The organism is Aromatoleum petrolei, assembly GCF_017894385.1.
Lineage (GTDB): Bacteria > Pseudomonadota > Gammaproteobacteria > Burkholderiales > Rhodocyclaceae > Aromatoleum > Aromatoleum petrolei.
In genome coordinates, this window is sequence record NZ_CP059560.1 from 4,191,471 (window position 1) to 4,215,958 (window position 24,488).

24 protein-coding genes are annotated in these 24,488 nt (G+C 61.2%); 10 read left to right on the plus strand and 14 right to left on the minus strand.

Features of this window, described 5'->3' with window-relative positions; all coding sequences use genetic code 11:
• Positions 1-146: 146 nt before the first annotated feature.
• The 4 genes from ToN1_RS19110 to ToN1_RS19125 all read left to right on the plus strand — a co-directional run bounded on the left by ToN1_RS19110 (position 147) and on the right by ToN1_RS19125 (position 6,768).
• A complete protein-coding gene (locus ToN1_RS19110) occupies positions 147-1,637 on the plus strand; it encodes an AMP-binding protein (protein WP_169205704.1) in 1,491 nt (496 codons plus the stop codon).
• Positions 1,638-1,747: 110 nt separating this feature from the next.
• Entirely contained in the window at positions 1,748-3,142 is a 1,395-nt protein-coding gene (locus ToN1_RS19115) for an MFS transporter (protein WP_169205703.1), read from the plus strand.
• A 108-nt stretch (positions 3,143-3,250) separates the two neighbouring features.
• Positions 3,251-5,404: a PAS domain S-box protein gene (locus tag ToN1_RS19120; RefSeq protein ID WP_169205702.1), complete on the plus strand. Its 2,154-nt coding sequence runs from the start codon at positions 3,251-3,253 to the stop codon at positions 5,402-5,404.
• Positions 5,401-6,768, plus strand: coding sequence for a sigma-54-dependent transcriptional regulator (locus tag ToN1_RS19125; RefSeq protein WP_169205701.1), 1,368 nt, complete (start codon positions 5,401-5,403; stop codon positions 6,766-6,768). The genes ToN1_RS19120 and ToN1_RS19125 overlap by 4 nt, the downstream gene beginning before the upstream one ends.
• A 16-nt stretch (positions 6,769-6,784) precedes the next feature.
• Here ToN1_RS19125 and ToN1_RS19130 read toward each other — a convergent pair whose 3' ends face one another.
• From ToN1_RS19130 to ToN1_RS19195, 14 genes are all read right to left on the minus strand, one after another.
• Positions 6,785-7,213 (minus strand): MarR family winged helix-turn-helix transcriptional regulator, encoded by a 429-nt coding sequence (locus ToN1_RS19130; RefSeq protein ID WP_169205700.1) that lies wholly within the window; start codon positions 7,211-7,213, stop codon positions 6,785-6,787.
• A 185-nt stretch (positions 7,214-7,398) separates the two neighbouring features.
• On the minus strand, positions 7,399-7,749 hold the full coding sequence (locus ToN1_RS19135; protein ID WP_169205699.1) for a gamma-glutamylcyclotransferase family protein: 351 nt from the start codon (positions 7,747-7,749) through the stop codon (positions 7,399-7,401).
• Positions 7,750-7,937: 188 nt separating this feature from the next.
• A complete protein-coding gene (locus ToN1_RS19140; RefSeq protein ID WP_210147864.1) occupies positions 7,938-8,969 on the minus strand; it encodes a tellurite resistance/C4-dicarboxylate transporter family protein in 1,032 nt (343 codons plus the stop codon).
• Between the two features lie 169 nt (positions 8,970-9,138).
• Positions 9,139-10,473 carry a ferredoxin reductase family protein gene (locus ToN1_RS19145; protein ID WP_169205697.1) on the minus strand — a complete coding sequence of 445 codons (1,335 nt, stop codon included), beginning with the start codon at positions 10,471-10,473 and terminating at the stop codon, positions 9,139-9,141.
• A gap of 81 nt (positions 10,474-10,554) precedes the next feature.
• Positions 10,555-11,331 carry a PA3715 family protein gene (locus ToN1_RS19150; RefSeq protein WP_169205696.1) on the minus strand — a complete coding sequence of 259 codons (777 nt, stop codon included), beginning with the start codon at positions 11,329-11,331 and terminating at the stop codon, positions 10,555-10,557.
• 109 nt (positions 11,332-11,440) lie between these two features.
• Positions 11,441-11,872, minus strand: a complete 432-nt coding sequence (locus ToN1_RS19155; RefSeq protein WP_169205695.1) for a nuclear transport factor 2 family protein — start codon at positions 11,870-11,872, stop codon at positions 11,441-11,443.
• A gap of 99 nt (positions 11,873-11,971) precedes the next feature.
• A complete protein-coding gene (locus ToN1_RS19160) occupies positions 11,972-12,430 on the minus strand; it encodes a hypothetical protein (RefSeq protein ID WP_169205694.1) in 459 nt (152 codons plus the stop codon).
• A 163-nt stretch (positions 12,431-12,593) separates the two neighbouring features.
• Positions 12,594-12,905 (minus strand): hypothetical protein, encoded by a 312-nt coding sequence (locus tag ToN1_RS19165; RefSeq protein WP_169205693.1) that lies wholly within the window; start codon positions 12,903-12,905, stop codon positions 12,594-12,596.
• A gap of 83 nt (positions 12,906-12,988) precedes the next feature.
• Positions 12,989-13,777 carry a hypothetical protein gene (locus tag ToN1_RS19170; protein ID WP_169205692.1) on the minus strand — a complete coding sequence of 263 codons (789 nt, stop codon included), beginning with the start codon at positions 13,775-13,777 and terminating at the stop codon, positions 12,989-12,991.
• An 87-nt stretch (positions 13,778-13,864) separates the two neighbouring features.
• Positions 13,865-14,383 carry a hypothetical protein gene (locus ToN1_RS19175; RefSeq protein ID WP_169205691.1) on the minus strand — a complete coding sequence of 173 codons (519 nt, stop codon included), beginning with the start codon at positions 14,381-14,383 and terminating at the stop codon, positions 13,865-13,867.
• Positions 14,384-14,505: 122 nt separating this feature from the next.
• The gene (locus tag ToN1_RS19180) at positions 14,506-15,210 is read right to left on the minus strand and encodes a hypothetical protein (protein WP_169205690.1); all 705 of its coding nucleotides are present in this window, start codon (positions 15,208-15,210) and stop codon (positions 14,506-14,508) included.
• 102 nt (positions 15,211-15,312) lie between these two features.
• Positions 15,313-15,786 carry a hypothetical protein gene (locus ToN1_RS19185; protein WP_169205689.1) on the minus strand — a complete coding sequence of 158 codons (474 nt, stop codon included), beginning with the start codon at positions 15,784-15,786 and terminating at the stop codon, positions 15,313-15,315.
• An 89-nt stretch (positions 15,787-15,875) separates the two neighbouring features.
• The gene (locus ToN1_RS19190) at positions 15,876-16,514 is read right to left on the minus strand and encodes an HNH endonuclease (protein ID WP_169205688.1); all 639 of its coding nucleotides are present in this window, start codon (positions 16,512-16,514) and stop codon (positions 15,876-15,878) included.
• A 734-nt stretch (positions 16,515-17,248) separates the two neighbouring features.
• Positions 17,249-17,941: a hypothetical protein gene (locus ToN1_RS19195; protein WP_210147865.1), complete on the minus strand. Its 693-nt coding sequence runs from the start codon at positions 17,939-17,941 to the stop codon at positions 17,249-17,251.
• A 205-nt stretch (positions 17,942-18,146) separates the two neighbouring features.
• Here ToN1_RS19195 and ToN1_RS19200 point away from each other — a divergent pair, with 205 nt between their 5' ends.
• The 6 genes from ToN1_RS19200 to ToN1_RS19225 all read left to right on the plus strand — a co-directional run bounded on the left by ToN1_RS19200 (position 18,147) and on the right by ToN1_RS19225 (position 24,477).
• Positions 18,147-19,436, plus strand: a complete 1,290-nt coding sequence (locus ToN1_RS19200) for an integron integrase (protein ID WP_280516648.1) — start codon at positions 18,147-18,149, stop codon at positions 19,434-19,436.
• Positions 19,437-19,769: 333 nt separating this feature from the next.
• The gene (locus tag ToN1_RS19205; protein WP_169205755.1) at positions 19,770-20,069 is read left to right on the plus strand and encodes a c-type cytochrome; all 300 of its coding nucleotides are present in this window, start codon (positions 19,770-19,772) and stop codon (positions 20,067-20,069) included.
• A 5-nt stretch (positions 20,070-20,074) separates the two neighbouring features.
• Positions 20,075-20,473 carry a hypothetical protein gene (locus tag ToN1_RS19210; protein ID WP_169205686.1) on the plus strand — a complete coding sequence of 133 codons (399 nt, stop codon included), beginning with the start codon at positions 20,075-20,077 and terminating at the stop codon, positions 20,471-20,473.
• Positions 20,474-20,513: 40 nt separating this feature from the next.
• Entirely contained in the window at positions 20,514-22,067 is a 1,554-nt protein-coding gene (locus tag ToN1_RS19215; RefSeq protein WP_169205685.1) for an FAD-binding oxidoreductase, read from the plus strand.
• A gap of 9 nt (positions 22,068-22,076) precedes the next feature.
• Positions 22,077-23,519 carry an aldehyde dehydrogenase family protein gene (locus ToN1_RS19220; RefSeq protein ID WP_169205684.1) on the plus strand — a complete coding sequence of 481 codons (1,443 nt, stop codon included), beginning with the start codon at positions 22,077-22,079 and terminating at the stop codon, positions 23,517-23,519.
• Positions 23,520-23,547: 28 nt separating this feature from the next.
• Positions 23,548-24,477 (plus strand): SphA family protein, encoded by a 930-nt coding sequence (locus tag ToN1_RS19225; protein WP_169205683.1) that lies wholly within the window; start codon positions 23,548-23,550, stop codon positions 24,475-24,477.
• Positions 24,478-24,488: the final 11 nt, after the last annotated feature.

The following is a 24,488-nucleotide window of genomic DNA, read 5'->3' on the forward strand; positions in this document are numbered from 1 at the left end:
GCAGAAAATCTCTGCCCCGTATTGTTCCCGTCCTCCCCCAAGCCTATCGTGCGCAGAAATTTCGGTCGCCCGTCGGCGCAACCCGATTCAGCGGACGACTACGCGGGTTCCCCTGCGGGAACCTCCTCAACGTGGAGAAGTGCAGAATGAATGCTGCTGAAATCCTGCTGTCGGCCGGCGCGGATGCCGCGATAGCCATCGAATGCGGCGAGCGACGAGTGAGCTACGCGGAATTGCGGGACCGCGTGCGGCGCGCGGCCGGAGCCTGGCAGGCCCTGGGGCTCGCTCCCGGCGAACGCGTGGTCGTGTTCGCGCCCGACAGTGACGACTGGGTCGAGGCGTATCTCGGCGCGATCTGGGCCGGCGGCGTGGTGATCGGCGTCAATCCGCGCCTGTCGATGACGGAGCTCACGCCCATCCTGAAGGAATGCGAGGCGCGCTTCGTGTGGTGCGAGCCGGCGCAGGCAGGTGAACTGCAGGGGCTGGTCGCAACGTTACCGGGAGCACCAGCGGTGGTCGGTGGCGGCGTCGCGGCGCGTGACTGGGCGCAGGCGCTCGCAGGTGCCGAAGGGCTCGAGCCCATGCAACTCGATGCCGAAGCGCCGGCCCTGTGGATTGGCACCTCCGGCACGACGGGCACGCCCAAGGGGGTGATCCACGTGCAGCGCGTGGTCGCGAACGCCCATTCCTTCGCCTGTAGCCTCGCCGGTCTGACGTCTGCGGACCGGCTATATGCAAGCTCCAAGCTGTTCTTTGCCTACGCGCTCGGCAACAGCCTGTTCGCGGGTCTGCGTGCAGGGGCCACCGTGATCCTTGACCGCGAATGGCCCACGGCCGAGCGTGTCGAGGAGATGGTCGCGAAACATCGGCCGACGCTGCTCTTCAGCGTGCCGACGCTGTACAACAAGATGCTGCAGACGGGCGTGGCGGCGCGGCTGGCGGAGCGCGGCATCCGCCATTTCGTGTCAGCCGGCGAGGCGCTGCCGCTCGCGATCCGCCAGGGCTGGCGCGAGCAGACCGGGTGCAGTCTGATCAGCGGTTACGGCACGTCCGAGACGCTGTGCCTGATGCTCTACAGCGACGACGACTCGGGCCTGATGCGCCCGACGCCGCTGACCGAGGTGCGCTTCAACCCGGACGTCGATGCGGATCTGCCCCAGCGCATCTGGGTGCGTCACACCACGGTCGCGGTCGGTTACTGGAAGCGGCCCGAGGCGCAGGTCGATTTCGACAACGGCTGGTTTTCGCCCGGCGACATGTTCCTGCGCCATGCGGACGGCCGTCTTGAATACGCCGGGCGCAACGACGACATGCTGAAGATCGCGGGCCAGTGGGTCAGCACGTTGTGGGTCGAGCAGGCGCTGGCGGCTCACTGCGGCGACACCCTGCAGCAGATTGCGGCGGTCGGCGTCGATTCGGCAGATGGTCTGACGGCACTGGCGGTTCTGGTCGTGGCCGCGCCGGGACGCTGGGCCGAGGCGCGCCAGCGGGTGGAGGACGGCATCGCCGCACTGCCGGGGCATCGACGCCCGCGCTGGGTGCATTGGGTCGATGCGCTGCCGCTGACGCCGACGGGCAAGCTGCAACGCGGCCGTTTGCGTGCGCTGCACGAGCGCCACGCCGCTGCCGCTGCCTGACGAATGCCCTCGGGTGGCCCGCACGCGGGCACACCCTCCTGAAGCGAAGAGGCTGTCGCGGGAAGGCCACCCAGCAGCCGCCACACCATCCGGCCAACGAGGAGACAACCGTGTCCAGTAAAGACGCCGTCGATGTTCAGTCCTTCATAGACCACCAGCCCTTCTCGGGCTTCCAGTGGCTCATATTCGTTCTGTGCTTCCTGATCGTGCTGCTCGACGGTTTCGACACCGCGGCGATCGGCTACATCGCGCCGTCGCTCATTCAGGAGTGGGGCGTCACCAAGCCGGACCTCGCGCCGGTGTTGAGCGCCGCGCTGTTCGGGCTTGCGGGTGGGGCGCTGCTGTCCGGTCCGCTGTCCGACCGACTCGGGCGCAGGCTGGTGCTGAACGTGTCGGTGCTGGTGTTCGCTCTGGCGAGCATGGTGTCGGCATTCGCGTCCGATCTGCAGAGCCTTACCGTGCTGCGCTTCCTCACGGGAATCGGTTTGGGGGCGGCAATGCCGAACGCGGTCACGCTGATCAGCGAATACTCTCCGTCGAAGCGCCGGGCCCTCATCACGACGGCGATGTTCTCGGGCTTCCCCCTGGGGGCGGCGTTCGGCGGCTTCCTCGCTGCGTGGATGATCCCGCATTTCGGCTGGCGCAGCGTGCTGGTGCTCGGCGGCGTGGCTCCCATCGTGCTGGTCGCGGTGATGCTGGTGTGGTTGCCGGAGTCGGTGCGCTACATGGTGGCGAAGGGGCATTCGACCGAGCGGATCCGTGCGGTGCTCGGCCGTATCTCTGCTGCCGCGGCGGCGCTTGCCTCATCCTTCCACCTTACGGAGACGGTTTCCATTGCGGATGGAAAGAGCGGACTGGGCGTCGTTCTGTCGCGCTCCCGCGTGGTGGGCTCGGTGATGCTGTGGCTCGCCTATTTCATGGGGCTGGTGATCTTCTATGCCCTGATCAACTGGATGCCCATCCTGTTCAAGGATGCCGGCCTCGATCCGAAGACGGCCACGTTGATCTCCGCGCTGTTCCCGCTCGGCGGTTGCGCAGCGGTGTTCGTCGGTTGGCTGATGGATCGTTTCAACGGCAACCGCATCGTCGCCATCGCCTACGCACTCACCGCGGTATCGGTGTTTGCGATCGGGCAGATGGTGGGCAACGTCGGGGCGCTGGTGGTCGTGGTGTTCCTCGCCGGCACGATGATGAACGCCGCACAGGTGTCGATGCCGGCGCTCGCGGCCTCGTTCTATCCGACGCAGGGCCGCGCCACGGGTGTCGCGTGGATGCTCGGCATCGGGCGTTTCGGCGGCATCGCAGGTTCCTTCCTGGTGGCCGAGCTTGCGCGCCGGAAGCTCGGTTTCAGCGAGGTGTTCATGATCGTCGCCATACCCGGCCTGCTCGCCACCACGGCGCTGATCGTCAAGCAGTTCTTCCATCCGGAAACGGCCCCCGAGCAAGGCGAAGCCGCGGAAGGCGGTGCGCTGTATCTGAAGGAGCAGGTGCAGGGCGCCCACTGAGCGTGTCGCGCCATCCCGAACGGTTCCGGTCCGGCCGCCGCCGTGCGGCGGCGCGCGACCGGATAATCGGGCTATGATCCCGACCTGAGTCGTAAGGACCGGGACAAGATGCGCGCCGATCAGCTGGATTTCTACTCCCTTGTGGAGTTTTCGCCCGACAGCGGGGCGATACAGTTCAGCGGCCGGCGCGCAATCCTGCTGCACACCGACGCGATGGGCGCGCTGCGCAAGGAGCTCGTCGAGACGCTCGGGGCCGACATCGCGAAGGTCATCCTGACCCGCTACGGCTTCAGTTGCGGCTTCGAGGACGCGGGCCTGCTGCCCGGTTTCATGCACCCCGACACACTGGAGGAGTTTGTCCGCGGTGGACCGCGGGTGCATATGTTCTCGGGCATCGCGGAGGTCGAGACACACATCGTCGAAGTCGACCACGAACAAGGGCATTACCGCATGAGCGGCAACTGGCGCCGCTCCTACGAGGCCGAGCAGCACCTGCGGCTGTTCGGACGCTCCGACGAGGCGGTTTGCTGGACGCTTGCCGGCTATGCGTCGGGGTTCGCGTCCTACGTGTTCCAGACCGACATGATCTGTGTCGAGCACGAATGCGAAGGGCGCGGCGACGAGCACTGCTCGTGGACCCTCATGAACGCTGCGGACTGCGAGCCGGAATTCGAAGGCCTGCGCAAGTACTTCCAGCCGCTCAACATCAAGGACCGCATCAACGTCCTCGAAGGCAAGGTGTACGAGCGCACGCGGGAGCTGGAGGCGTCCGAGCAACGCTACCGCAACCTGATCGAGGACCTGCCTGAGATGGTATTCGCGCTGCACGTCTCAGGCCGCATGCTGCAATTGAACAAAGCCGGGCGCACGCGGCTGGGTATCACGCCGGAACAGCTGCCGAACATGCGCCTGCGCGACCTCGTGCTGCCCGAATACCGCGTCGCCGCGTCCAACTTCCTCAAGAGCATCGCCAACGCGCGCGCTGCCACGCGCCTCGACGTCGTCATGCGCGATGTTGCGGGGCTGCCGGTGCCCATGCGCCTGCAGGTCGAGCCGGTGTTCAAGGATGACAAGATCGTCGGCTACAGCGGACTCGCCATCGACATAACTGCCCAGCAGGAGCGCGAGCGCAAGCTCACCGAGTACGCCGCGCGCCTGGAGAACCGCGAGCAACAGATCCAGGACATCATCAACGACGCCGTGTATGTCCTCGACCTCGACGGCCGCTTCAGCTTCGTCAACGCCCGCATGGCCGAGCTGCTGGGCGTGCCCGCGGACCGCGCGATCGGTCGCGCCTGCGGCGATCTGATGCTGCATTCGTCCGCATTGCGCGTGGAGCGCGACTTCCGGCGGCGCCTGGCGGGGGAGGGCGGTCCGCCGTTCGAGATCATGCTTGCACCGGGCGGCGAGCCGAACCGCCTGCTGGAGGTCAGCTCCGCCGTGCTGTCCACCGCCGGCCGCCCCGAAGGCGTGATCGGCGTCGCCCGCGACATCACCGCCCGCCGCGAAATGGAGCGCCAGCTCGCGCAGGCCAACCGCCTCAGCTCGCTTGGGCAGTTCGCATCCGGCATCGCACACGAGATCAACAACCCGCTCGGCCTCGTCTCCGGCTTTGCCGAAGAACTGCAGTCGCTGATGGAGTCGATCCCGGGGGCGCAGTCGAATCCCGATTTCGACATCCTGCGCCAGGGGCTCACGACCATCCAGGAACAGGCCCAGCGCTGCAAGGCCATCACCGACAACCTGCTGCTCTTCTCGCGCAAGCAGGCGGTGCCGCTTGAGGCGGTCGATCTCGCGATGCTGGTGCGCGAACGGCTCGACTCGTACCGCGAACTCGGCCTCACGCGCGGGCTCCAGGTCGAAATGGCGGTCGACAAGCCGTTGCCGCCCATTGCGACCAACCCGACCTTGCTCGACCAAGTATTGCGCAACCTGCTGAAGAACGCGGGCGATGCCATGAACGGGCGCGGGAGAGTGCGGGTCGAACTGCGGCCGGTCAACGGCGGGGTGGAACTCGACGTGCTCGACGAAGGGCCGGGCCTGCCCGCGGGCATCATCGACCACGTCTTCGACCCCTTCTTCACGACCAAGGCCCCCGGGCGCGGAACGGGGCTGGGGTTGTCCATCTGCTACGGCATCCTGTCCGAGCTCGGCGGGCGCATCGACTGCGGCAACCGACCCGAGGGCGGCGCCTGGTTCCGCATCCACCTTCCCGCCGACGAGATGGGCTCCGACGGGGGCATCGAGGCAAGACTGCAATGAAAGGCCACATCCTGATCGTCGATGACGAGGCGCTGTACCGGCAGCTCCTCACCAGCCGCCTGGGCCGCGCCGGTTACGGGCTGAGCGAGGCCGCCGACGGCGAGGCTGCGCTCGAATGCGCACAGCAGGGCGGCGTCGACCTCGCGCTGGTCGATATCAAGATGCCCGGCATCGACGGCATCGAGGTCCTCAAGCGCCTGAAGCAGCTCGACCCCCAGATCGAAGTCGTGATCCTCACCGGCCACGGCAATGTCGACAGCGCCATTTCGGCGATGAAGCTGGGCGCCTTCGACTACCTTTCGAAGCCCTACAAGCTCACCGAGCTCGACATCGTCGTCGAACGTGCGCTGGAAAAGCGCATGCTTGCGCGCCGCTGCGCCGCCCTCAGCGCCGAAGTCGCTCTCCTGCGCGGTGGCGACGACGCCGCGGTCATCGGCCGCAGCGCGGCATGGCAGCTTACCCTGGAGCTCGTGCGGAAGGCCGCGCCGCTCGACCTGCCCGTCCTCGTCACCGGCGAGAGCGGCGCCGGCAAGGAGATCGTCGCCGGCCTGCTGCACCGCTGGAGTGCGCGCGCAGCGGAAGCCTACGTCCCACTCAACTGCGGCCTGCTCGACGACGACCTGGTCGAAAGCGAACTCTTCGGCCACAAGCGCGGTGCGTTCTCCGGCGCCACGGCGGACAAGGAAGGCCTCTTCGAAGTCGCCAACGGCGGCACGCTGTTCCTCGATGAAATCGGCGAACTCCCCGCCGCCTGCCAAGCCAAGCTGCTGCGCGTGCTCGACTCCGGCGAATTCCGCCAGCTCGGAGCGACCGCGCTGCGCCGCACCGATGCGCGCGTCGTCGCCGCCACGCACCGCGACCTCGACTCGCTCGTCGCCGAAGGCAAGTTCCGCCACGACCTGTTGTACCGCCTCAACGTCGTGCATATCCCGGTGCCGCCGCTGCGCGAGCGTGTCGAGGACATCCCCCTGCTGGTCGAGCACCTCATACGCCGCAGCGCACGTTCCGCCGTGCCGCCCCGACTCACGCCGGCCGCGCTCGCGCGCCTGTGCGCCTACCGCTGGCCCGGCAACGTGCGCGAACTGCGCAACGCCGTCGAGCGCCTCGTCGCATTCGGCGACGGCCAGACCATCGACGAGGACAGCGTGTGCGCGATCCTGCGCCTGCCGCTGGAAAAACCGGCGCAGTTCCCGTCGCCCGCGCCTGCCTTCACCGACATCCTGCCGCTCGAGCACATCGAGCGCGACTACGTGACCTGGGTGCTGGAGCGGCTCGACGGCAACGTCAGCGCCGCCGCACAGGCGCTCGGCGTTTCGCGCTCCACTGTCTATCGCGTGCTGCGCTCGGCGACCGCAGTAGAGTAAGGAAAGGGCGGGAAACCTATTCCGCCGCGAGATTGCGGCAGATGCGCTCGACCAGCGCGATCGTCTGCGCCCGCTCCGCTTCCGTCATCCCGGCCAACGCCTTCTCGCGCACCGCGGCGCCCACCCGCGCGATGATTTCCAGCTGCGGCCGCGCCGCGTCGGTCAGATACAGCTGGTGCGCGCGCCGGTCGGCTGGATCGGACCGGCGCTCGACCAGCCCCTCGCCCGCGAGCTGGTCGATCATCCGCACCAGTGTCATCGGCTGGATTTCAAGGCGCTCCGCCAGTGCCACCTGCCGAATGCCCTCGTTGCGCTCCAGATGGATCAGCACGCGCGCGCGTGCGAGCGTCAGGGGGCTGTCCTCCAGGGTGGCGACAAAGGCGTGCCGCATCAGGCGGGCGGCATCGGCAAGGAGGAGCGTGAAGCTGATTTCGCTGAGAGCCACGTGAGAGGTCAGTGTGATAATAAGCGGTACTGATTGTATAACTGTGCCCGATGCTCGTGAAGCGCCGCATGCCCGTGCCGCTGCTTCAATCACCTCTCATCGCGCAAAAGCGCGTAGACGGTGGGTACCCCAAAGGTGAAGTGAAGCACGAGAGCGCCGGGGGCGGCTCACTTGAGCCAGCCCGTTCAGGCCCGTGTTACGTACTTTGCATCGACATAGACCCAAGCCGTTCCCCCGGACGCGAGAGCGGCCGAGACTCGCCGGTAAGCCGACACCTCGTACCTGTCCGCTTGCTCCAGCTCCGCGTCCGTGATCTCGAACACCGTGCCTGGTACTCGTGCATCGGGCTCGCCGGTGTAGCGCACGATGGGGTGATGAGTCTTCCCGCTGGTGCGAACAACCTCCGCATCGTCGATCGCGACCATCGATTGCTCGTATCCAACCAACGCGTCGGGCGTGCCGGCGAGCTGCCGACCGAAGGTGGCGAATTGAACGTTCGCCTGTTGCAGCGTGCCGTACGAAAAGAGCAATGGCATGTGGAGACCTGAGGGTTCGAATCGAAGTGGAGTATGAAGCCTGTCGAAGGCAAGCGGCAACCGGGGCTCTCAGCGCGAAGGGCTCCGGCAAGCGCAGCGTGGCGGGCGTCCGGTTGGCCGCCTACAAAGGCATTGCCTGGCAGGTGCTTGCCTCGATGAGCGGCACTTGCGCTGGCGCGCACGGGTTCCTAGAAACGAAATGCGTTGACGTGTCGCAGAAGGTAGCGAGCAAGCCCGACAAATACCGTCGCCCACGCGGCAAGCGCGATGTACATGAACAGCTGCGGCAGGAAGCGGAGGAACTCGAATCCCATCGCCTCGATCATCTGGTGGGTGCAGGTTGCGTACATGCCCAAGGGGAAGACCGCGCCCCAGTAGAGCGGGTCGTATCTCAACGGGAAGCGCCGATAGACGTGCCGCCAGATGAACAGGAGCAGCAGCATGGGAATCCACCATGTGCCGGTCGCCCAGTAAAAGACGGTGAAACCCTTGATGAACGGCAGCAGCGAAAGCAGGAAGGGGGCATCGGGCGAGTTCAGAATGAGCAGCGATCCGGCCAGGGTCGAGATTGCCATCGCGCCCATGTTGATCCAGTAAGGGGGCGACAAGTCACCGGGCGAGAACGGAAAGAACGTGTAGCGATAGAAGATCAACGACATCATCCAGATATAGAGCATGCCGCCCCACAACCACATCGACAGTGCCAGGAAGTTCATCTCCAGCCGCCCCGGCTGCTCGACATGAGGCGCAAGCAATGCGCTGAGCACCGCGATCGATTGCGTCGCCACGACGGCCAGTAGCCACGCCCCACTGATCCCCTGATGCAGCGGCGGCTTGTGCTCCTTGACCGTGAGGCCGGTGAAGATGGTGTAGGTGAGTCCGATCCATAGCACGCCCGCCCCTCCCCAGAGCGCCATGGCGGTGCGGTAATCCGCAGCCAGCACCACAAACTGGCTCCCGAGTACGCACGTGCCTGCCACGATCGTGAAGAAACCGGGCCCGCGAAGGTGATCGATCAGATCGTCGAAGAACAGGCGCGGGTAGCGTACGACGCGCAAGATGGTCAGAAACCATAGCAAGACATAGACGACGCAATTGAGCAGGAACAGCGCCTTGGCCACGGACTGCATTCCCAGCAGGTGTGTGGCGAGCGAGACGATACCCGTTGCCATGACCATGCCGAAATATGCCGGAGATAATCCGGCCAGCCGGGCTTGCACCGGTTCACCCTGCGGCCCGGTCGCTGTCGCGCTCTTGCATTCGAATGAAGGAGTTCTCATCGCACGGGAAATGGCAAAGTGATTTGAGGCGGCTAACGTTTCAGCTCGACGGTGCGCCGCTTGCGCTGCGTCTTTTGCCGCGAGTCGTCAGGCCGCATTGCGGTTCTCATCAACGCATCTGAAACAATTCTTGATGGAATCGCTCGGGCGGCAGGCCGTGGGCGAGAAAGTCCTCGCGCAGCGACTGACCGAACCCCCGCGGGCCACAGAACCAGATACTGGCCGACCGCCATTCCGGTACGGTGGCACGGATACGTTCGCCATTCAGCCGACCATCTTTCGGGCTGACAAGAAGGTGCATGCGCACGCCCGCAACCTCGGCGTCAGCGGTAAGACGGTCAATCGCTGCCTGGTCGAACTCGGCAGTCGGGTGAAAGAGATCGATCGCCTTAGTGTCCGATGTGGCGGCACGTTGTTTGAGGCGGGCGATAAACGGCGTGATGCCGATGCCCGCACCGATCCAAATCTGGCACGGTTGCTCGTCCTCGAAGTCGAAGCAGCCGTAAGGACCTTCCACCGTCACCGGCATGCCCACCTTCAACCGATCCCGCAAGCGGCCGGTGTGGTCGCCGAGTGCCTTGGTAATGAATACGAGCCGCCGGTCATCGGGGCTCCAGGCCGAGGCGATAGTGTAGGGGTGCGCGCCTTCGCTGGCATCCGAGGTGACGAAGGCAAACTGCCCGGCGGTATGGCCGCGCCAGCCTTCTCCCAGCACGAGGGAGGTTTCGAGTACGCGCAGCGCGGGGTAGTACGTCAGCGCATCGATTGTGCCCCGGGCCTTGCGGCCGGCCCCGATCCGGCCCGCCAGCGCCAACAGTGCAGCCACGCAGCCACCCAGCAGCAAGGCCGCCAGCAGCCAGCCAACAGGCTGAGACCAGTACTCCACCTTGGTAAGCACGGCGGAGTGATAGGCCAGGGCAAGGTAGGCGACCGCAAGCCATTTGTGGGTCTTGACGAACCAGTGGTAGGGGAAGCGCTTGACCAGGGCGAGAACAATCAGGACAGCGGCCGCGTAGAACGCCCACTCGCCGACGGATTCGGCAAACCCCCGCTGGCTGCGCAGCCAAGCCTCGACGACGCCGAGGGTTTCCCCGGCGACAGGCTTGCGCGCGGGCTTTTCCAGCCATCCCCAACCCACCATCCATTTGGTGCCTTTCCCCCACCACCAGTGAATGCCACTGACCGCCAGGGCGGTGATGCCCATCCACTTGTGCAGGCGATACATCTTGTCCAGCCCGTCGAGATGCGGCTCCAGCCATTTCGGACGCAGCGCCAGCAGCATGACGATGCTCATCAGGCCGATGCCGATCACCCCGCTGTACTGCATGAACACCGAGCGGAACGAAAAGTAGGTGAACGGCGCCGGCGTCAACGTATCGGCCCCCAGCCAGAGCGCCGTAAGCAGTAGCAGTACTGCAGAAAATGCCACCTTAATGCGCTTCATGGGTTACCTCCAATGCAATGTCGTAGGTTGCCGAACTGGGCTGCTGCCCAGGCACCGCCTTCCAGCGATGGACCAAGTGGATCAGATTGCAGGCCACCATGGAACAGGCTTGCCTTTTTGGTAAGACCTACCGTCGTAATGCAAACTATGCTGTTCGATACGGTCTTTGAGGTTCCCCGTGGCCGCGCCCATTGAATTTACCGTGATTCTTGCGGTAATCACCAAGTCGAATAGCCCATTCGTTCTTGCGTTGGCCATGCCGACTGTCAGCGTGGCGTCTTCCCAGAGTGCCGACGATGTCGCCGCTGGGCAGCCCTCCAGCCACCTTTGTTGATACAAATTCAGGCTGGCGAGCGGTCGCAAATCCTTTCCCTCAGGGACAAGGAGAGTGAGTTCATCGTTCCAGTACGCCTCCCCGCAACTCGCTCCTCTAGCGGCACTGTTGAATCTCACCCCAAACGCTCTAACGTCATTAGCCAGCTGATACTTGGCGGTATCAAGCCTCAGACTGCGCTCCCCAACCTCCGTCGTCGCGTCTTCGTAGATAGCACGCTTTGAGCTACTACCTACCCGCTTTGTCTTCTTGTCTATCACGGCGACGATCAGGCTCTTTTCATATTCGACGCCCTCGTCGTAGGCAACTGCCACCAGAACTAAATTGGGTTTGTACGGCCAAGTCTTGCATGCATCGGCAACCACGTTGCTTCCATCGGACCTCAGAGACAACTTGCTAATCGGGATGTCGCGCCTCAGTATTTCGAACACGCCCGTGGCGCATTCGTCCTCTCGCGTTGCCCCAAAGGCGATACCCGACAAGAGAGACAAGATCGCTCCGACTACGAGAGCGATGGTTTTCATGTTGTTGATTCCTTTCTCCGGTGAGTTCGCACCCTTTACGCCCAACGTCTGAATCCATCGGCCGGCGCAGCTTGTCCGGTGGAATGATGGGTTGGGCCTCGGCGGCCAGCTATTCAACCGCACGCAAATCTCCTGTCGGTGAATCAGGCCTACCACTGACGCTGACCATTACCCATTGGCTGTCTTGGCGGAGATAGACCTCAGACCACTTGCCTGTGACCTGCAGCGGTGCTGCGTCCTTCGGGGTGACTGACGCCGAATACATGTAGTGCACAATGCCGACGGTGCGGTCGTACACCTGCACACTCAGCGGAACAAGCTCATAGCCAGTAACGGCTGGCGCATCACCGAGCACGGACTGAATAGCAGTCTCTCGGTCGTGGGTGGTCGACTGATTCATGTCCCAGCCGACATATCGAGGATGGATGGTTGAGCGAATCTTCTCGGCGTTGCGCTCCAACGACAATGACCACAGATCGTTTACCCGCTGCCATAACTCCTGCTGCTCGGGAGAGAGTCCAGTAACCGGGCGTTCAGACATGGCGTGTCATTCTCAAAGAGGCCCAACGTGACGCTTCAGGTGACGGCAAAAAGCGCAGCTTTTTGCCGGTCGGCTGCAAGCGCTTGTTGGGCGTGCTCATCAGCCGCCGGCCGCAGCGGCAAAGCTTGATCGTAGGCCTTCAAGGACACCGATTGCTCTTCCCAACTTCTGTGATGGCGATAGATTGTCATTCACGAGGAGAAGCTGAATCGTGTACGCAGGCCAAGACATTTTGAGTTGAAGATATTGCTGTACTTTCGGAAGGTCGAGGCCCTCAAGAAAGATAAGGGTTTGCGTCAAGAAGGCCTCGACCCTGTCTGGCATTGTCGCCCCCTCTATCCGCCCACCTGATTCTATGAGCTTTCCACACTCAATCAAGATTTCATTCTTCAAAACACGACCGACAAGATTTTTCTTGAGCTCATAACTGCCCTTAATTACGGTTTCCTGATTTGTTATCTTGAGCAGTCCGATGTACGCGCTTACGCCAGCAATAAACCCGGTGATGATTGCACCAAGGAAAACCACTGCTGGGCTGTTATTAATGATCTCTTCCACTCAATGGTCTCCGCAGCTGTGTCTTTGGCTTGAAGCCCAACGTAGAAGTGAGGGGCAGCCGGAGCGCGAAGCGCGGAGGGCACCAAAAGCGTAGCTTTTGGCTGTCCCCTCCACTGCCCGGTTAGGCGATATGCAACGCTTATGTTGCATTTCGGCATGGAAACTACGCTTCGCCATCGTTTTCTCCCTCGGTGTCGGTTTTCGTCGAGCCTCCAAGCAATAGCAGCATGAGGCCAGCGGGAAATGCTGGAAGACCAATGAATAACGCGCCGAGAATACCCCTGGTCGCGACTAGTTTGGCGTGGCTAATAGCTGCAATGCCACCCAAAAGAACTGACAAGCCGCCAAACGCAAGGCACCAGTTTGTGAGTGACTGGCGAGCTTTGGCTTTTTCCTGACCGCTGAACAATCCGAGCAAAAGAAAGCCAGCGGGCAAGCCAAGAGCGATCAAGCCGAAATATTCCTCAAGGGTCATTCTTGATGCCTAACGCCGTGATAACCGGGCGGCAAAAGCGTAGCTTTTGACGATCCGGTTGATTTGAGTGTTAGGACAAAGCGCTAGATGCTCGGTGAGTGTCGTTTTGGGCCTTTCCATCGGAATAGTGCCAGTGCTTCGTGAAGAATGTAGTGGAGTTTTTGCATGGACTCTGGTGACACATCAACTTCGCCGTAATGTCCGTCCGCCATGGTTGATCCGTATTTTGACCCATTGAGACTGTTCAGTACGAGAACACCACCTCCGGGAGCATGAATGGCATCGCTAACGATAGGTTTTAGATCTAATGGCTTTGGATCTCGACCGGCGCCGAGTCCTCGCGCCCTGTCTTCGAGGTGTTGCGCAGTGTTCCTTACGCCTCGCAGATCAGGAAAGAATTCGGAGATTATGGAGTGGGTCACGACGAGTTCTTGGGGCACACCTGGTTCTCGTGAGAGCACTCCGAGAAACTTATCAAACGAATCGAGGGCGTAGAGAAACGCTCGAGCATAAATGAAGGCTTGATTGTGCGCAAACTCCCTCGGCATGCGACCTTTGGACCATTGTTCTCGCTTGAATCGAACCTCGGTTTCAAAATAGATCTCGCTCCAATGGTCAACAAAAAATTGCCCGCCTTGCTCGTGTTCAACCTGTTGCCGAATTTCGGAGCGACGCCGGGCATCGAGTTTCCATTGGTCACGATCTGGCCGTGCAGGGGGAGACGATTGAGCTTGAATGAATAGATTAAGGGCCGCATTAGCCTCAAAGAACTGCGACTCCAAATTACGCAGCAAGCCTTCAATTCTCCAAGACCAATCGTGGTCCTCGTAATCTAGCCAAGTACCCGGCGTTGTAATTTCGAACACAAACATCGTAGAGCCCTAAGATCCTAACGTAATAGTGAGCGGACCTGCGCCGCTTTTGGCGCAGGTCCGCTCGACTGTTGGGTTGGGCCTCGATTAGTTCAATGCTTTCATTGTTCCGCGAAGGTTTTCCGGAACATCTTGGATTAGCATAACCGTGATGCCACCATCAACAGCCCTATTGTTATGAGATGATTTTGGATTTGCGGGCAAATTGGCATTAATGTTTTCTGGGGAAAGGTTGTACATTTTGCCGTTTAACGGATCAACGATTAGCCACCCAATTAGCCCGCCAAACAACAAGTTTCCTCCAATGTACCAGCCACTAGGGCTTCCAGTAACTGGTATTGTTTGCGTTTCAAAACCTGCTTTAGCAATGGTGACTGTATATGATTTTTTGCCAAAATAACTACCGTCAGCTTTCTTCAGGGTAATAGTAGATGGCGTATTACCTTTGAAAATCTCTAATCCCTTTTCATCTGTGATCCTGATGCTAGCATCACTAGGTGTGCTACTGATTGGCATGACATGGGTATCGCTACCCATGATCGTAGCGCAACCCGCCAAAGGCACTAAGAGTGCAAAAAATATAAATTTCAAAGCTGTATTTTTCATTTTTTTAACTCCCAAATCCCCTGGAAATAAATCGAGCATCTTCGGGGGTGAGCGAAGAGACCCAACGTGGAAATAACCGGACGGAAAAAGCGCAGCTTTTTACGGTCCGGTTGATTGTAGGGTTATGCATCGGCGCCGAAACGCTCCTTCATTACGTCAGACGCGCTCTGTTCTTTGCCCCACCGGCCCTTTTCGGAGTTAAAGGTTTCTGCGTCCTTCTCATGTCTTATCAACCAGTCTGCAAACTTCTTGCCACGGGGCGTTAAGAATAATTTGTCTTTTCCGCCAGAGAGGTACAAGAGTTCAGTTCCTTGGAGTTTTCTCACAAAGCTTCCGGGTGAAAATAGGCCAAATGAAACGCCCTTTCCTCGGGTTACAATTTCATAGCGATGTGTAAATCCTTGATCGTTGATATCCGATATATCAAGGGTGTCGTTAGTTCTGCGCATTAGGACTATATGTTGCTTGGCATCCTCAATAATTAAGTTGTCCATAAGCGAAAACAAGGCATCCTCGTCAAATGGATTTTCCTCAAGCTTCGTGACTGCAAGAGCCGTTTCCGCGGGTATCCCTTTCAAAGCCTTTGCGTAAATCTCGGGTGATATTTGTCCATATTCTGTCGGGCCGTAAAAGTTCTCCGGCTTAAACCACAGAAAGGCAAAGAAGATTGCTGTCACTACGGTAGAGTAGGAAATGACGAAGATCACTAATGCAGCTTGAGGCCACCCATCAATCTTCACAGCCGCCAGTCCTGCAGTGGCCTCTGCAAATAGTATGAAGAGACCAATCAGCCACAATGGCGACCCCTTAAAGTGTTGAAGCATCATAGTTCCTATGCATAACGTTTGAGGTAACCGGCCGTCGGAGCCGCGAAGCGGCGGAGGGAACCTGCAAGCGCGGCTTGCAGGCGGTCCGTGTTGACCGAGAGGTTAGCCGTCATTGCCGGTCGTGACGTTCTGCTGCCTAGGCGAGCCGTCTGCGACATTGCGCAACCGATCGGTTTCAAGAACCAGCTTTGCGATTTCAGCTCGAAGTTTCTCAATCTGCAATGTGGCAAGTAGGTCATCGCGTGCTTGAATCGTTGTGCGCCAGCGACGGGCGCCGTAAATGCTTAGCATTAGCCCAACGGCGAATGTGCCGCCGATAGCGGAATGTGCGGTGCGCTCATTGCCCTTTGCGACTTCAATCAGCTTTCGATTTAGTTCAAGAGTCTGCTGTTCTGCTTTCGTCAGCGTTTCCTTGGCCTCCAGCGGGATGATCGCCTCGCTCAGCTTCACCTTTCTGTCGAGGGTGGAGGAATACACCGTGACGAAGGAAAGTATGGACACGATGATCATGGCGAGGCCAAACAAACAGGCGAACTTATAGATGTTGTCAGTGGCAATTGGCAGATTGGGAACCATAGGAAGACGGCTAACGTAGAGCTAACCGGCGCTGCGCGGCTCTATCGCGCAGCGTCCAGAGAGCGAAGCGAACGGGGTTGAGCGCCGGGTTAGAGAACGCTGCCGACATGCCGATTGTGGTATGCAATGAACTCTGATCCAACTACATGCCCTGCGACAGCTTTAAATTTTTCAGGCTCTAGTGGGGCCACGAAGTAATCGAGGGCAACATGACAGTTCGGGCAAACAACGATGATGTTTTCCGGTATGTCTGGGCCAAAGTGAGGAGTACCCAGTGGCTTTATGTGATGAGCTTCCGAGTAGGTTTTGCCATTAAGATTGATTCTTGTCTCACAAAGCTGGCATACATCCTTGTGGAGGAATTTAATCTTCCTCGCAAGTTCTGTATCGCGAAGTACTCGATACGTATTTTGCGTAACACGCTCCGGTGATTCCGTTCCAAGCGGAAGCTGCCCAATATCACCTGCAACCGGTGTGGGCTTAAGTTGGTTTCTGAGCCCCCATATGCCAGCACCTAGACCATGAACCGAAAAGAACAGATCGTTATTGGACGAGAACGCTTTTGAATCCGAAGAGTTACGTTCGATAGCGCCACGAACTGTCGCTTCCAGTGCTTTCGGATACGGTGCTGGTCGGACATTCTTGATTTCTTCGTAGATAGCGCTGAGTGTGGCAATGCCGCCCAGCTTGCCAAGCGCGATTTCGATATCGTCTGACCAAGTTGCCATGTCTATTGAGTTCTCTAACGGTTAAGGTAAGGGGCGCGCCGCTTGCGGTGCGTCCCGCTTGACCGAATTGTTAGGGTTGTCGGGATCAATCTCCCATAAATATTCCCGCGCCACCCGAAAGTAGTCAGCTCGCCGACGTTGACGCGTGTACTTCCGAAGTCGCCACGTCCCATAAGCGCCAACGGCTGATAAGGCGGTAAGCCATATGATGCGGTTAGATTCTTCGTGAGAAATGGCGATTAGAATAGGTATCGGTATCGCAATAACAATATGATCTAAAGGCCTTAGCCATTCGTCAATATATCCTTGTTTACGAAAGATTCGGAGCAGAGCTCTGTACAGCACAAAAAGCAACGCCCCTGCAGAAAACAGAATTAGCCCAGCGGACCGAAATTGCGGCTTGGGGCTTGAAAGTAAAGTGGCGCCTGATACCAGCAAAACGATGCTACACACGAAAAACTTATACAAGGCCTTCCAGCGCCGAACAGTGGGGTTATGCATCCGCCTAATCCGTCGTTTTATCTCGGCGCGAAGGATCTTGCGATCGATTTTTTTCACTGGCCTAACGTGGAAGATCAGCCGACGGGCAAAAGCGCAGCTTTTGACCTGTCGGCTGTAGCGTAGTGTTGGGCGACATCGCTTCGGCTGGACTCGTGGTATTTTCGCAATCGCTTGTATCGAACGCTAATTCCCGTTGATCGCCCACGCATATTGAGTTGGCTAAATGCATAAATTTAGTCCGAACGATAAAAACCTGAACCATCCTGAAATTTCCACCATTGCAAAGAGTTCCAGTCACATTCGCACTCTGCACGTCCAGGGCAGAGACGTGCATACGTGTTTTCCTCAGAATAATAGTGGAGGGTAACCGTATAAAACGATTTGCCGCGGTTCCTTGCAAGGGGGATAGCCTGACTTTCACCATAGTGTGACAGCATGAACAGGCTACCCCATGCCTCTTTAGGTGCGGTAGTCACCTCGATTCCAAACTTGCAGGGAAACGGCTTGATGCAAGCATAGAGCCCGGCGTATTCGTAAGCGGGCCTTGTTGGCGCGATATCTTTCGGGTTGTACGGGTAGGTCTTGACACTACATCCATCGCGAGAGGCCCAGTGTTCTGGAGATAGCGAAGAATAAATGGCTCTACAGATTTCCGCTGGCGCCATATCGGAAGAAAACAACTTCCTGATCTCGGCCATTTTGCACTTACGGCTTGCGCTGCCTTCCTCGTAGACAAGCGTGCCCATCGAAGGAAACGGAAGCTCGTTGTACTTCGATGCGACGATTTCACGCAGACGAGTGTTCTCTTCATCATTGTCTGCTTCCCATGCTCTGAAATATTCGGTAGCGAGGTAAATAATAGAAAGGACTGTGAAAATCGCAGCGAATACAGGTAGCCGAAGCCTCGCTCTTATCATGGCGCCCAACAGTTGTAGTAGACGGAATCGGCCGGTAGTGGGATAGGCCGAATCGGCCTATTGTTGGCTATGACGGATGACGATAGCATTGGCTGCGATCCCTGTAACGACTTCTTACAACGCAACATAGCCGACGCATATGACTCTGTCAAACGCCCCCGAGGCGGTACTACGGTTTTGGCGCAACTATCGGACTCTGTTGGGGAATTCCGGTGTGAAGCCCGGTGCCGCGGAGTGGTATGTGCGACACGCGGAGGACTATCTGAAGGCGTTTGAGGGGCGACGGCTGGCGACGCACACGGCGGCGGAGGTGGAGGCGTGGCTGGCGGAGCGCGGCAGGATAGGCCGATTGCAGGCGTGGCAGTTTGGCCAGGTGGTGGAGGCGGTGAGGCTGTTGTTGCAGTTGGCACACGCGCCGGCTGCTGCGGCGGTCGACTGGGACTTCTGGCGGGAGGCCGGGCGCGAGCTGCCGGCGACGCACCCTACGCTTGCCCGTAGCCTCGCGCCGAAGCCCTCTGCTGGCGAAGTGGAGGGCGGCAAAGGCGTGGATGCGTTGCGCGGTCAGTTGGTGGCGGTTATCCAGCAACGCAATTATTCGATCCGGACCGAGGAGGCGTATTGCGGGTGGCTGGACCGGTTTGCGCGCTTTCTTAAAGGGGCGGATCCGCGCGCGGCGGGAGCGGTGGAGGTAAAGGCCTTTCTTCAGGATCTTGCGGTGCAGGGGCGGGTGGCGGCGAGCACGCAGAACCAGGCGCTCAATGCGCTGGTGTTTCTCTACGACAAGGTTCTGGAGCGACCGCTGGGAGATCTGGGGAGCTTTGCGCGGGCGAAGCGTCCGCAGCGTCTGCCCGTGGTGTTGTCGCGGGACGAGGTCGTGCGTCTGCTGGGGCGGATGGACGGCGTGCACGGGATGATGGCGGCGCTGCTGTATGGCACGGGGATGCGCCTGATGGAGTGTGTGCGACTGCGGGTGAAGGATCTCGACTTCGAGTATCGGCAGATCGTGGTCCGTGATGGGAAGGGGCAGAAGGACAGGGTCGTGCCGATGCCCGCGCGCCTGGTGGATGGCTTGCAGGCGCATCTGGCGAAGGTGTGGGGGCTCCATCACGAGGACTTGGCGCGGGGGGCGGGCGCCGTGTTCCTCCCCGACGCGCTGGAGCGCAAGTATCCGGCGGCGCCGAGGGAGTGGGGCTGGCAGTACGTGTTTCCGGCGAGCCGCTTGTCGGCCGATCCGCGCAGCGGTGTGGTGCGCCGGCACCATTTGCATGAGAGCAGCTTGCAGAAGGCGGTGCATCGCGCGACGCGCGAGGCAAGTTTGAGCAAACCAGTGAGTTGCCATGCGCTGAGGCACAGTTTCGCGACGCACGTGTTGGAGGCGGGCTACGACATCCGCACAGTGCAGGAGCTGCTCGGGCACTCGGACGTGTCGACGACGATGATCTACACGCACGTCTTGAACCGGGGAGGGCGTGGCGTGCGGAGCCCGCTCGACGTGGTGGGGTGAATTCCTGAGCGACGTCTTCGGAACTAGGCGACCGTGGGGGCTTCTTGTGACGGGCCTCCGAGTGTCGCAAATCTGGACGGTGTCTGTTTTTGCGATTCGCGCTGCTGTCGCCTCGCTGCGTCCGTGTTGTCGCGGGCCGGCGGGGCGGTGGCGCGTCGATGTGTCTGGATTCTGGACAGCCGACCCTCGCGGCAGGCGGCGGACCTGCATGCCGCGTTGCGTATCTAAGTATCTGTAAATAAAGAAGTGTTGTTCGCCTGCGCACGGCAGGCATTGCGCTTGCTCTACCTTTTCCGAAGAAGTTGGAAGGCCAACAATCAGGAGGAGGTGGAAATGTACGCAAGGAGATTGGCCGTTTGTCTGGGGACCTTGGCCGCGCTGACAGCAGCGGGTGGGGCGCAGGCGGAGTGGCGCGACGGCGGCGAGGTGTACGACAAGGTGTGCCGCTATTGCCATGAGGCGAACGTGGGGCCGGTGCTGAAGGGGCGGGCGCTGCCGGAAGAGTATGTCCGGCGCGTGGTGCGCATGGGCAACCGCGCGATGCCGGCGTTCCGGCCGACGGAGATCGACGACGCGACGCTTGCCGATGTGGCGCGGCGGATCAATGGCAGCGAAGCACTGGCGCGGGAGTAGCCGACATGGACAGGCGCATTTTCCTGAAGGGGGTGCTCGGCGGCGGGGCGCTCGGGGCGACGCCGCTGGCGGTGATGGCCGACTTCGGCGCGCGCGATGAGGCGCGGCGGCCGGTGATGGTGGTGGCGCAGGCGGAGTCCCCGCAGGCACTGGCGCTGGCGCGCGGGCTGGCGGCGGAGCAGGGCGTGCGGCCGGTTGCGGCAAGTGCGCAGGCGCTCGGCAGTTTCGCGGGGGTGACGGCGCTGCTGGACCGTGCAGGACGGGCGCGCGTGGTCGGCGTGATGGATGACGCGTCGGCGGTGATCTTCCAGCAGATCGCAGCGGCGCGCGGGGCGGGCCTCGTCATGGACACCTATCGGCGCGTGGGTACTGCCAGCCTCGTGTCCTTCGCGATCGATGCCTGACGCGTCGCGCGGCAATGATAAATACAACGGAGACATTCCAATGGTTTCGAAGAGCAAGGCGAAAGTGCTGCCGAAGGGTGTGAGTGCGGCCGATTTCGACAAGGCGGTGCGCGAGATCAGGGCCATCGTGGGCGATGAGCATGTGGTGGTCGACGAGGACAAACTCGCGCCCTACCGCAAGATCATGATGCCGGTGCCGGACGACCAGCACGAGCTGTCGGCTTCGGTGATGCCGGACGGCGTGGAAGAGATCCAGCGCATCATGAAGGTGGCCAACAAGTACCGCATCCCGGTCTATCCGGTGTCGACCGGCAAGAACCTGGGTTACGGCTCGGCGGCGCCGGTGCAGCGCGGGCAGATCGTGATGGATCTGCGGCGCATGAACCGCATCATCGAGGTTGACCCCGAGCTGTGCACGGCGCTGGTGGAGCCGGGCGTGACCTATCAGCAGCTCTACGACTACCTGCAGGAGCACAAGCTGCCGCTGTGGTTCTCGTGCCCGGCGCCGTCGGCGATTGCCGGCCCGGTGGGCAACATGGTGGACCGCGGCGTGGGCTACACGCCCTACGGCGAGCACTTCATGTTCTCGTGCGGCATGGAGGTGGTGCTGGCGGACGGGCAGGTGCTGCGCACCGGCATGGGGGCGATGCCGAATTCGAACACCTGGCAGGTGTTCAAGTGGGGCTACGGGCCGACGCTGGACGGGATGTTCACGCAGTCGAATTACGGTGTGGTGACCAAGATGGGGATGTGGCTGATGCCGGCGCCGCCGGATTTCCGTCCGTTCTGCATCCAGTATCCGGACGAGGCCGACATCACCAAGATCGTCGAGGCGCTGCGTCCGCTGCGCATCGCGATGGTGATCCCGAATGCGGTGGTGATCGCGCACACCTTGTGGGAGGCGCCGTGCACGCCGGTCAAGCGCGCCGACTACTACACCGGGCCGGGCGCGATCCCCGACGAGGCGGTGAAACGCATCCAGAAGGATCACAACATCGGCGCGTGGAACGTGTATGCGGGCCTGTATGGCACCAAGGAAACCAACGACGCCAACTGGAAGATCATCGAGGCGGTCGCGGCGGGCACCGGCGGCAAGATCATCACGCAGGAAGCTTCGAAGGGCAGCCAGGCGCTGGAGTACCGCTTCGACCTGATGAAGGGCAAGCCCAACCTCGGGGAGTTCGGCCTGTACAACTGGCGCGGAGGCGGCGGCTCGATCTGGTTTGCGCCGGTGTCGCAGGCGAAGGGCGCCGAGACGCTCAAGCAGATGCAGATGGCGAAGACCATCCTCGGCAAGTACGGCTTCGACTACGTGGGCGAGTTCATCGTCGGCTGGCGCGACATGCACCACGTCATCGACCTGCTGTACGACCGCTCGAACCCCGAGCAGATGGAGAAGGCCTACGCGTGCTACGACGAGCTGCTGCACACCTTCGCCAAGGAGGGCTACGGCATGTATCGCGCGAATACCGCCTTCGCAGAGAAGGTGGCCGCGACCTACGGGCCGGTGAAGCGCGACATCGAGAAGCGCCTGAAGAAGGCGCTGGATCCCAACAACATCATCGCGCCGGGACGGTGCGGCATCAGCCTGTAAGGGGGAAGCATGAAGGAATACAAGCTGTTCATCGACGGCGAGTGGGTGGGCTCATCGACGGAAACGATCCTCGACGACATCAACCCGGCGACCGGCGGGGTGTGGGGGCGGGTCCATCAGGCTTCGGCCGCGGACCTGGAGCGGGCGATTGCGGCGGCGTACCGGGCGCGGGAAAGCTGGGGCAACACGCTGGCGAACGAGCGCGAGGCGATCCTGCTGCGTGCCGCCGACGAGTTGCAGAAGCGCATCCCGGAGGTGGCCGAGGTGCTGATCGACGAGGCCGGTTCGACCTTCGGCAAGGCGATGTTCGAGGCGAGTTTCGTCGTGAATCTGCTGCGCAGCGCCGCGGGCGAGTGCCGGCGCATCACGGGTGAGACGATGCCCTCCGACAGCCCGGGCGTGTTCTCGATGAGCGTGCGCCGTCCGCTGGGGGTGATTGCCGGCATCGCGCCGTTCAACTTCCCCTTCCTGCTGGCGACGAAGAAGGTGGCGCTGGCGCTGGCGGCGGGCAACACCTTCATCCTGAAGCCTGCGACCTATACGCCGGTGACCGGGCTGAAGATCGCGGAGATTTTCGAGGCGGCGGGGCTGCCGAAGGGCGTGCTGAACGTGGTGCCGGTGCAGGGCTCGGTGCTGGGCAACACCTTCGTCGAGGATCCGCGCATCCGCATGATCACTTTCACCGGCTCGACCGAGGTTGGACGCGAGTTGTCGGCGGCGGCGGGGCGGCAGTTCAAGCGCATCACGTTGGAACTCGGTGGCAAGAGCCCGCTGATCGTGCTGAAGGATGCCGATGTCGACTATGCGGTGAATGCGGCGGCCTTCGGCATCTTCCTGCACCAGGGGCAGGTGTGCATGGCGAACTCGCGCCTGATCGTCGAGGCGCCGATCTTCGATGCGTTCTGCGACAAGCTCGCGACGAAGATCAGCGGTTTCAAGGTCGGCGACCCGCGCGATCCGCATACGGTGATCGGGCCGCTGATCGACCGCAAGCAGTGCGCGGTGCTCGACCGCCACGTGGCGGACGCGGTCGCGAATGGGGCGAGGCTGCTGCATGGCGGCAAGAGCGAGGGCGCCTTCTACCAGCCGACCATCCTCGCCGGCGTGACACCCGACATGGTGGTGTTCCGCGAGGAGAGCTTCGGCCCGGCGGTGTCGGTGATCCGCGCCGCGGACAGCGAGGAGGCGCTGCGGCTCGCCAACGATTCCTGCTACGGGCTGTCGTCGGGCCTCATCACCAACGACCTGCAGAAGGCTTTCGACCTGTCGCTGCGGCTGGAGGCGGGGATGGTGCACATCAACGACGCGTCGATCATGGATGAGCCGCATGTGCCTTTCGGCGGCATCAAGGACAGCGGCATGGGGCGCGAGGGCGGCCATCACTCGATGGACGAGATGACCGAACTCAAGTGGATCACCGTGCAGATGGGCAAGCGGCCGTTCCCGTTCTGACCGACATAAGAATCAGGGAGGAGACACGATGAAATTCAGACAGATTACCGCAGCCGCCGCACTCGCAGTCCTCGCCACCGGCAATGCCGTCGCGAAGGAGGGCGGCGACCAGTATCCGAACGGCGCCGAAGGCTGGCTGGCGGGTGCAGTGCCGCCGCCGGGAAATTATTTCCTGAACTACTTCGGCCATTACGGCGGCAAGCTGCGCGACGGGGATGGCGACAAGGTGCCGGGCGCCGAGGTCGATGCGTGGTTCGAGGCGATGCGTTTCATCAAGATGACCGACACCAAGATCTTCGGCGGCGACTGGGGCATGCATCTCGTCGTGCCGCTCGTGCAGCAGAAAGTGAAGCTGGGCGGGGACAGCAAGACAGTGAGCGGCGTCGGTGATATCACCTTCAACCCGATCATCATCGCGTGGCACACCAAGAATCTGCACTGGACGGTCGCGATGGACATCAACATGCCGACGGGGCAGTACAAGTCGGGCGACCCGAGGAAGAGCATCGGCACGAACTACTGGAGCCTGGAGCCGATCTTCGCGGCGACCTGGCTGTCCGACGACGGTTGGGAGCTGTCCGGCAAGTTCATGTACAACATCAAGCGCAAGAACAAGGACTTCCGCCTTGCGCCGGGCATGCCCAAGATGGATTACGAGTCGGGCGACGAGTTTCACATGGACTACGTCCTCGGCAAGCACTTCGGGCCGTGGGCGGTGGGTCTCGCCGGTTACTACCTGAAGCAGACGGAGAACGACAAGCTCGAAGGCGAAACACTGCCCGAGGTACCGGGTGTGTGGTCGAAGGGGCGCAAGGGCGAGGTGTTCGCGATTGGCCCGAGCGTGAGCTACACGAACAAGAACGGCACGATGTTCATCGCGCAGTGGCAGCACGAGACCGAGGCCGAGAACCGCTTCCGCGGCGACAAGGCGTTGTTCAAGCTGGTGCTGCCGTTCTGAGGCCGGTGGCG

Bases quoted from the DNA above. Each gene is read 5' to 3' on its own strand.
- ToN1_RS19110 (WP_169205704.1), top strand. From the start codon at position 147: ATGAATGCTGCTGAAATCCTGCTGTCGGCCGGCGCGGATGCCGCGATA.
- ToN1_RS19120 (WP_169205702.1), top strand. From the start codon at position 3,251: ATGCGCGCCGATCAGCTGGATTTCTACTCCCTTGTGGAGTTTTCGCCC.
- ToN1_RS19125 (WP_169205701.1), top strand. From the start codon at position 5,401: ATGAAAGGCCACATCCTGATCGTCGATGACGAGGCGCTGTACCGGCAG.
- ToN1_RS19135 (WP_169205699.1), bottom strand. From the start codon at position 7,749: ATGCCATTGCTCTTTTCGTACGGCACGCTGCAACAGGCGAACGTTCAA.
- ToN1_RS19145 (WP_169205697.1), bottom strand. From the start codon at position 10,473: ATGAAGCGCATTAAGGTGGCATTTTCTGCAGTACTGCTACTGCTTACG.
- ToN1_RS19150 (WP_169205696.1), bottom strand. From the start codon at position 11,331: ATGAAAACCATCGCTCTCGTAGTCGGAGCGATCTTGTCTCTCTTGTCG.
- ToN1_RS19155 (WP_169205695.1), bottom strand. From the start codon at position 11,872: ATGTCTGAACGCCCGGTTACTGGACTCTCTCCCGAGCAGCAGGAGTTA.
- ToN1_RS19165 (WP_169205693.1), bottom strand. From the start codon at position 12,905: ATGACCCTTGAGGAATATTTCGGCTTGATCGCTCTTGGCTTGCCCGCT.
- ToN1_RS19170 (WP_169205692.1), bottom strand. From the start codon at position 13,777: ATGTTTGTGTTCGAAATTACAACGCCGGGTACTTGGCTAGATTACGAG.
- ToN1_RS19175 (WP_169205691.1), bottom strand. From the start codon at position 14,383: ATGAAAAATACAGCTTTGAAATTTATATTTTTTGCACTCTTAGTGCCT.
- ToN1_RS19180 (WP_169205690.1), bottom strand. From the start codon at position 15,210: ATGATGCTTCAACACTTTAAGGGGTCGCCATTGTGGCTGATTGGTCTC.
- ToN1_RS19185 (WP_169205689.1), bottom strand. From the start codon at position 15,786: ATGGTTCCCAATCTGCCAATTGCCACTGACAACATCTATAAGTTCGCC.
- ToN1_RS19190 (WP_169205688.1), bottom strand. From the start codon at position 16,514: ATGGCAACTTGGTCAGACGATATCGAAATCGCGCTTGGCAAGCTGGGC.
- ToN1_RS19205 (WP_169205755.1), top strand. From the start codon at position 19,770: ATGTACGCAAGGAGATTGGCCGTTTGTCTGGGGACCTTGGCCGCGCTG.
- ToN1_RS19210 (WP_169205686.1), top strand. From the start codon at position 20,075: ATGGACAGGCGCATTTTCCTGAAGGGGGTGCTCGGCGGCGGGGCGCTC.
- ToN1_RS19215 (WP_169205685.1), top strand. From the start codon at position 20,514: ATGGTTTCGAAGAGCAAGGCGAAAGTGCTGCCGAAGGGTGTGAGTGCG.
- ToN1_RS19220 (WP_169205684.1), top strand. From the start codon at position 22,077: ATGAAGGAATACAAGCTGTTCATCGACGGCGAGTGGGTGGGCTCATCG.
- ToN1_RS19225 (WP_169205683.1), top strand. From the start codon at position 23,548: ATGAAATTCAGACAGATTACCGCAGCCGCCGCACTCGCAGTCCTCGCC.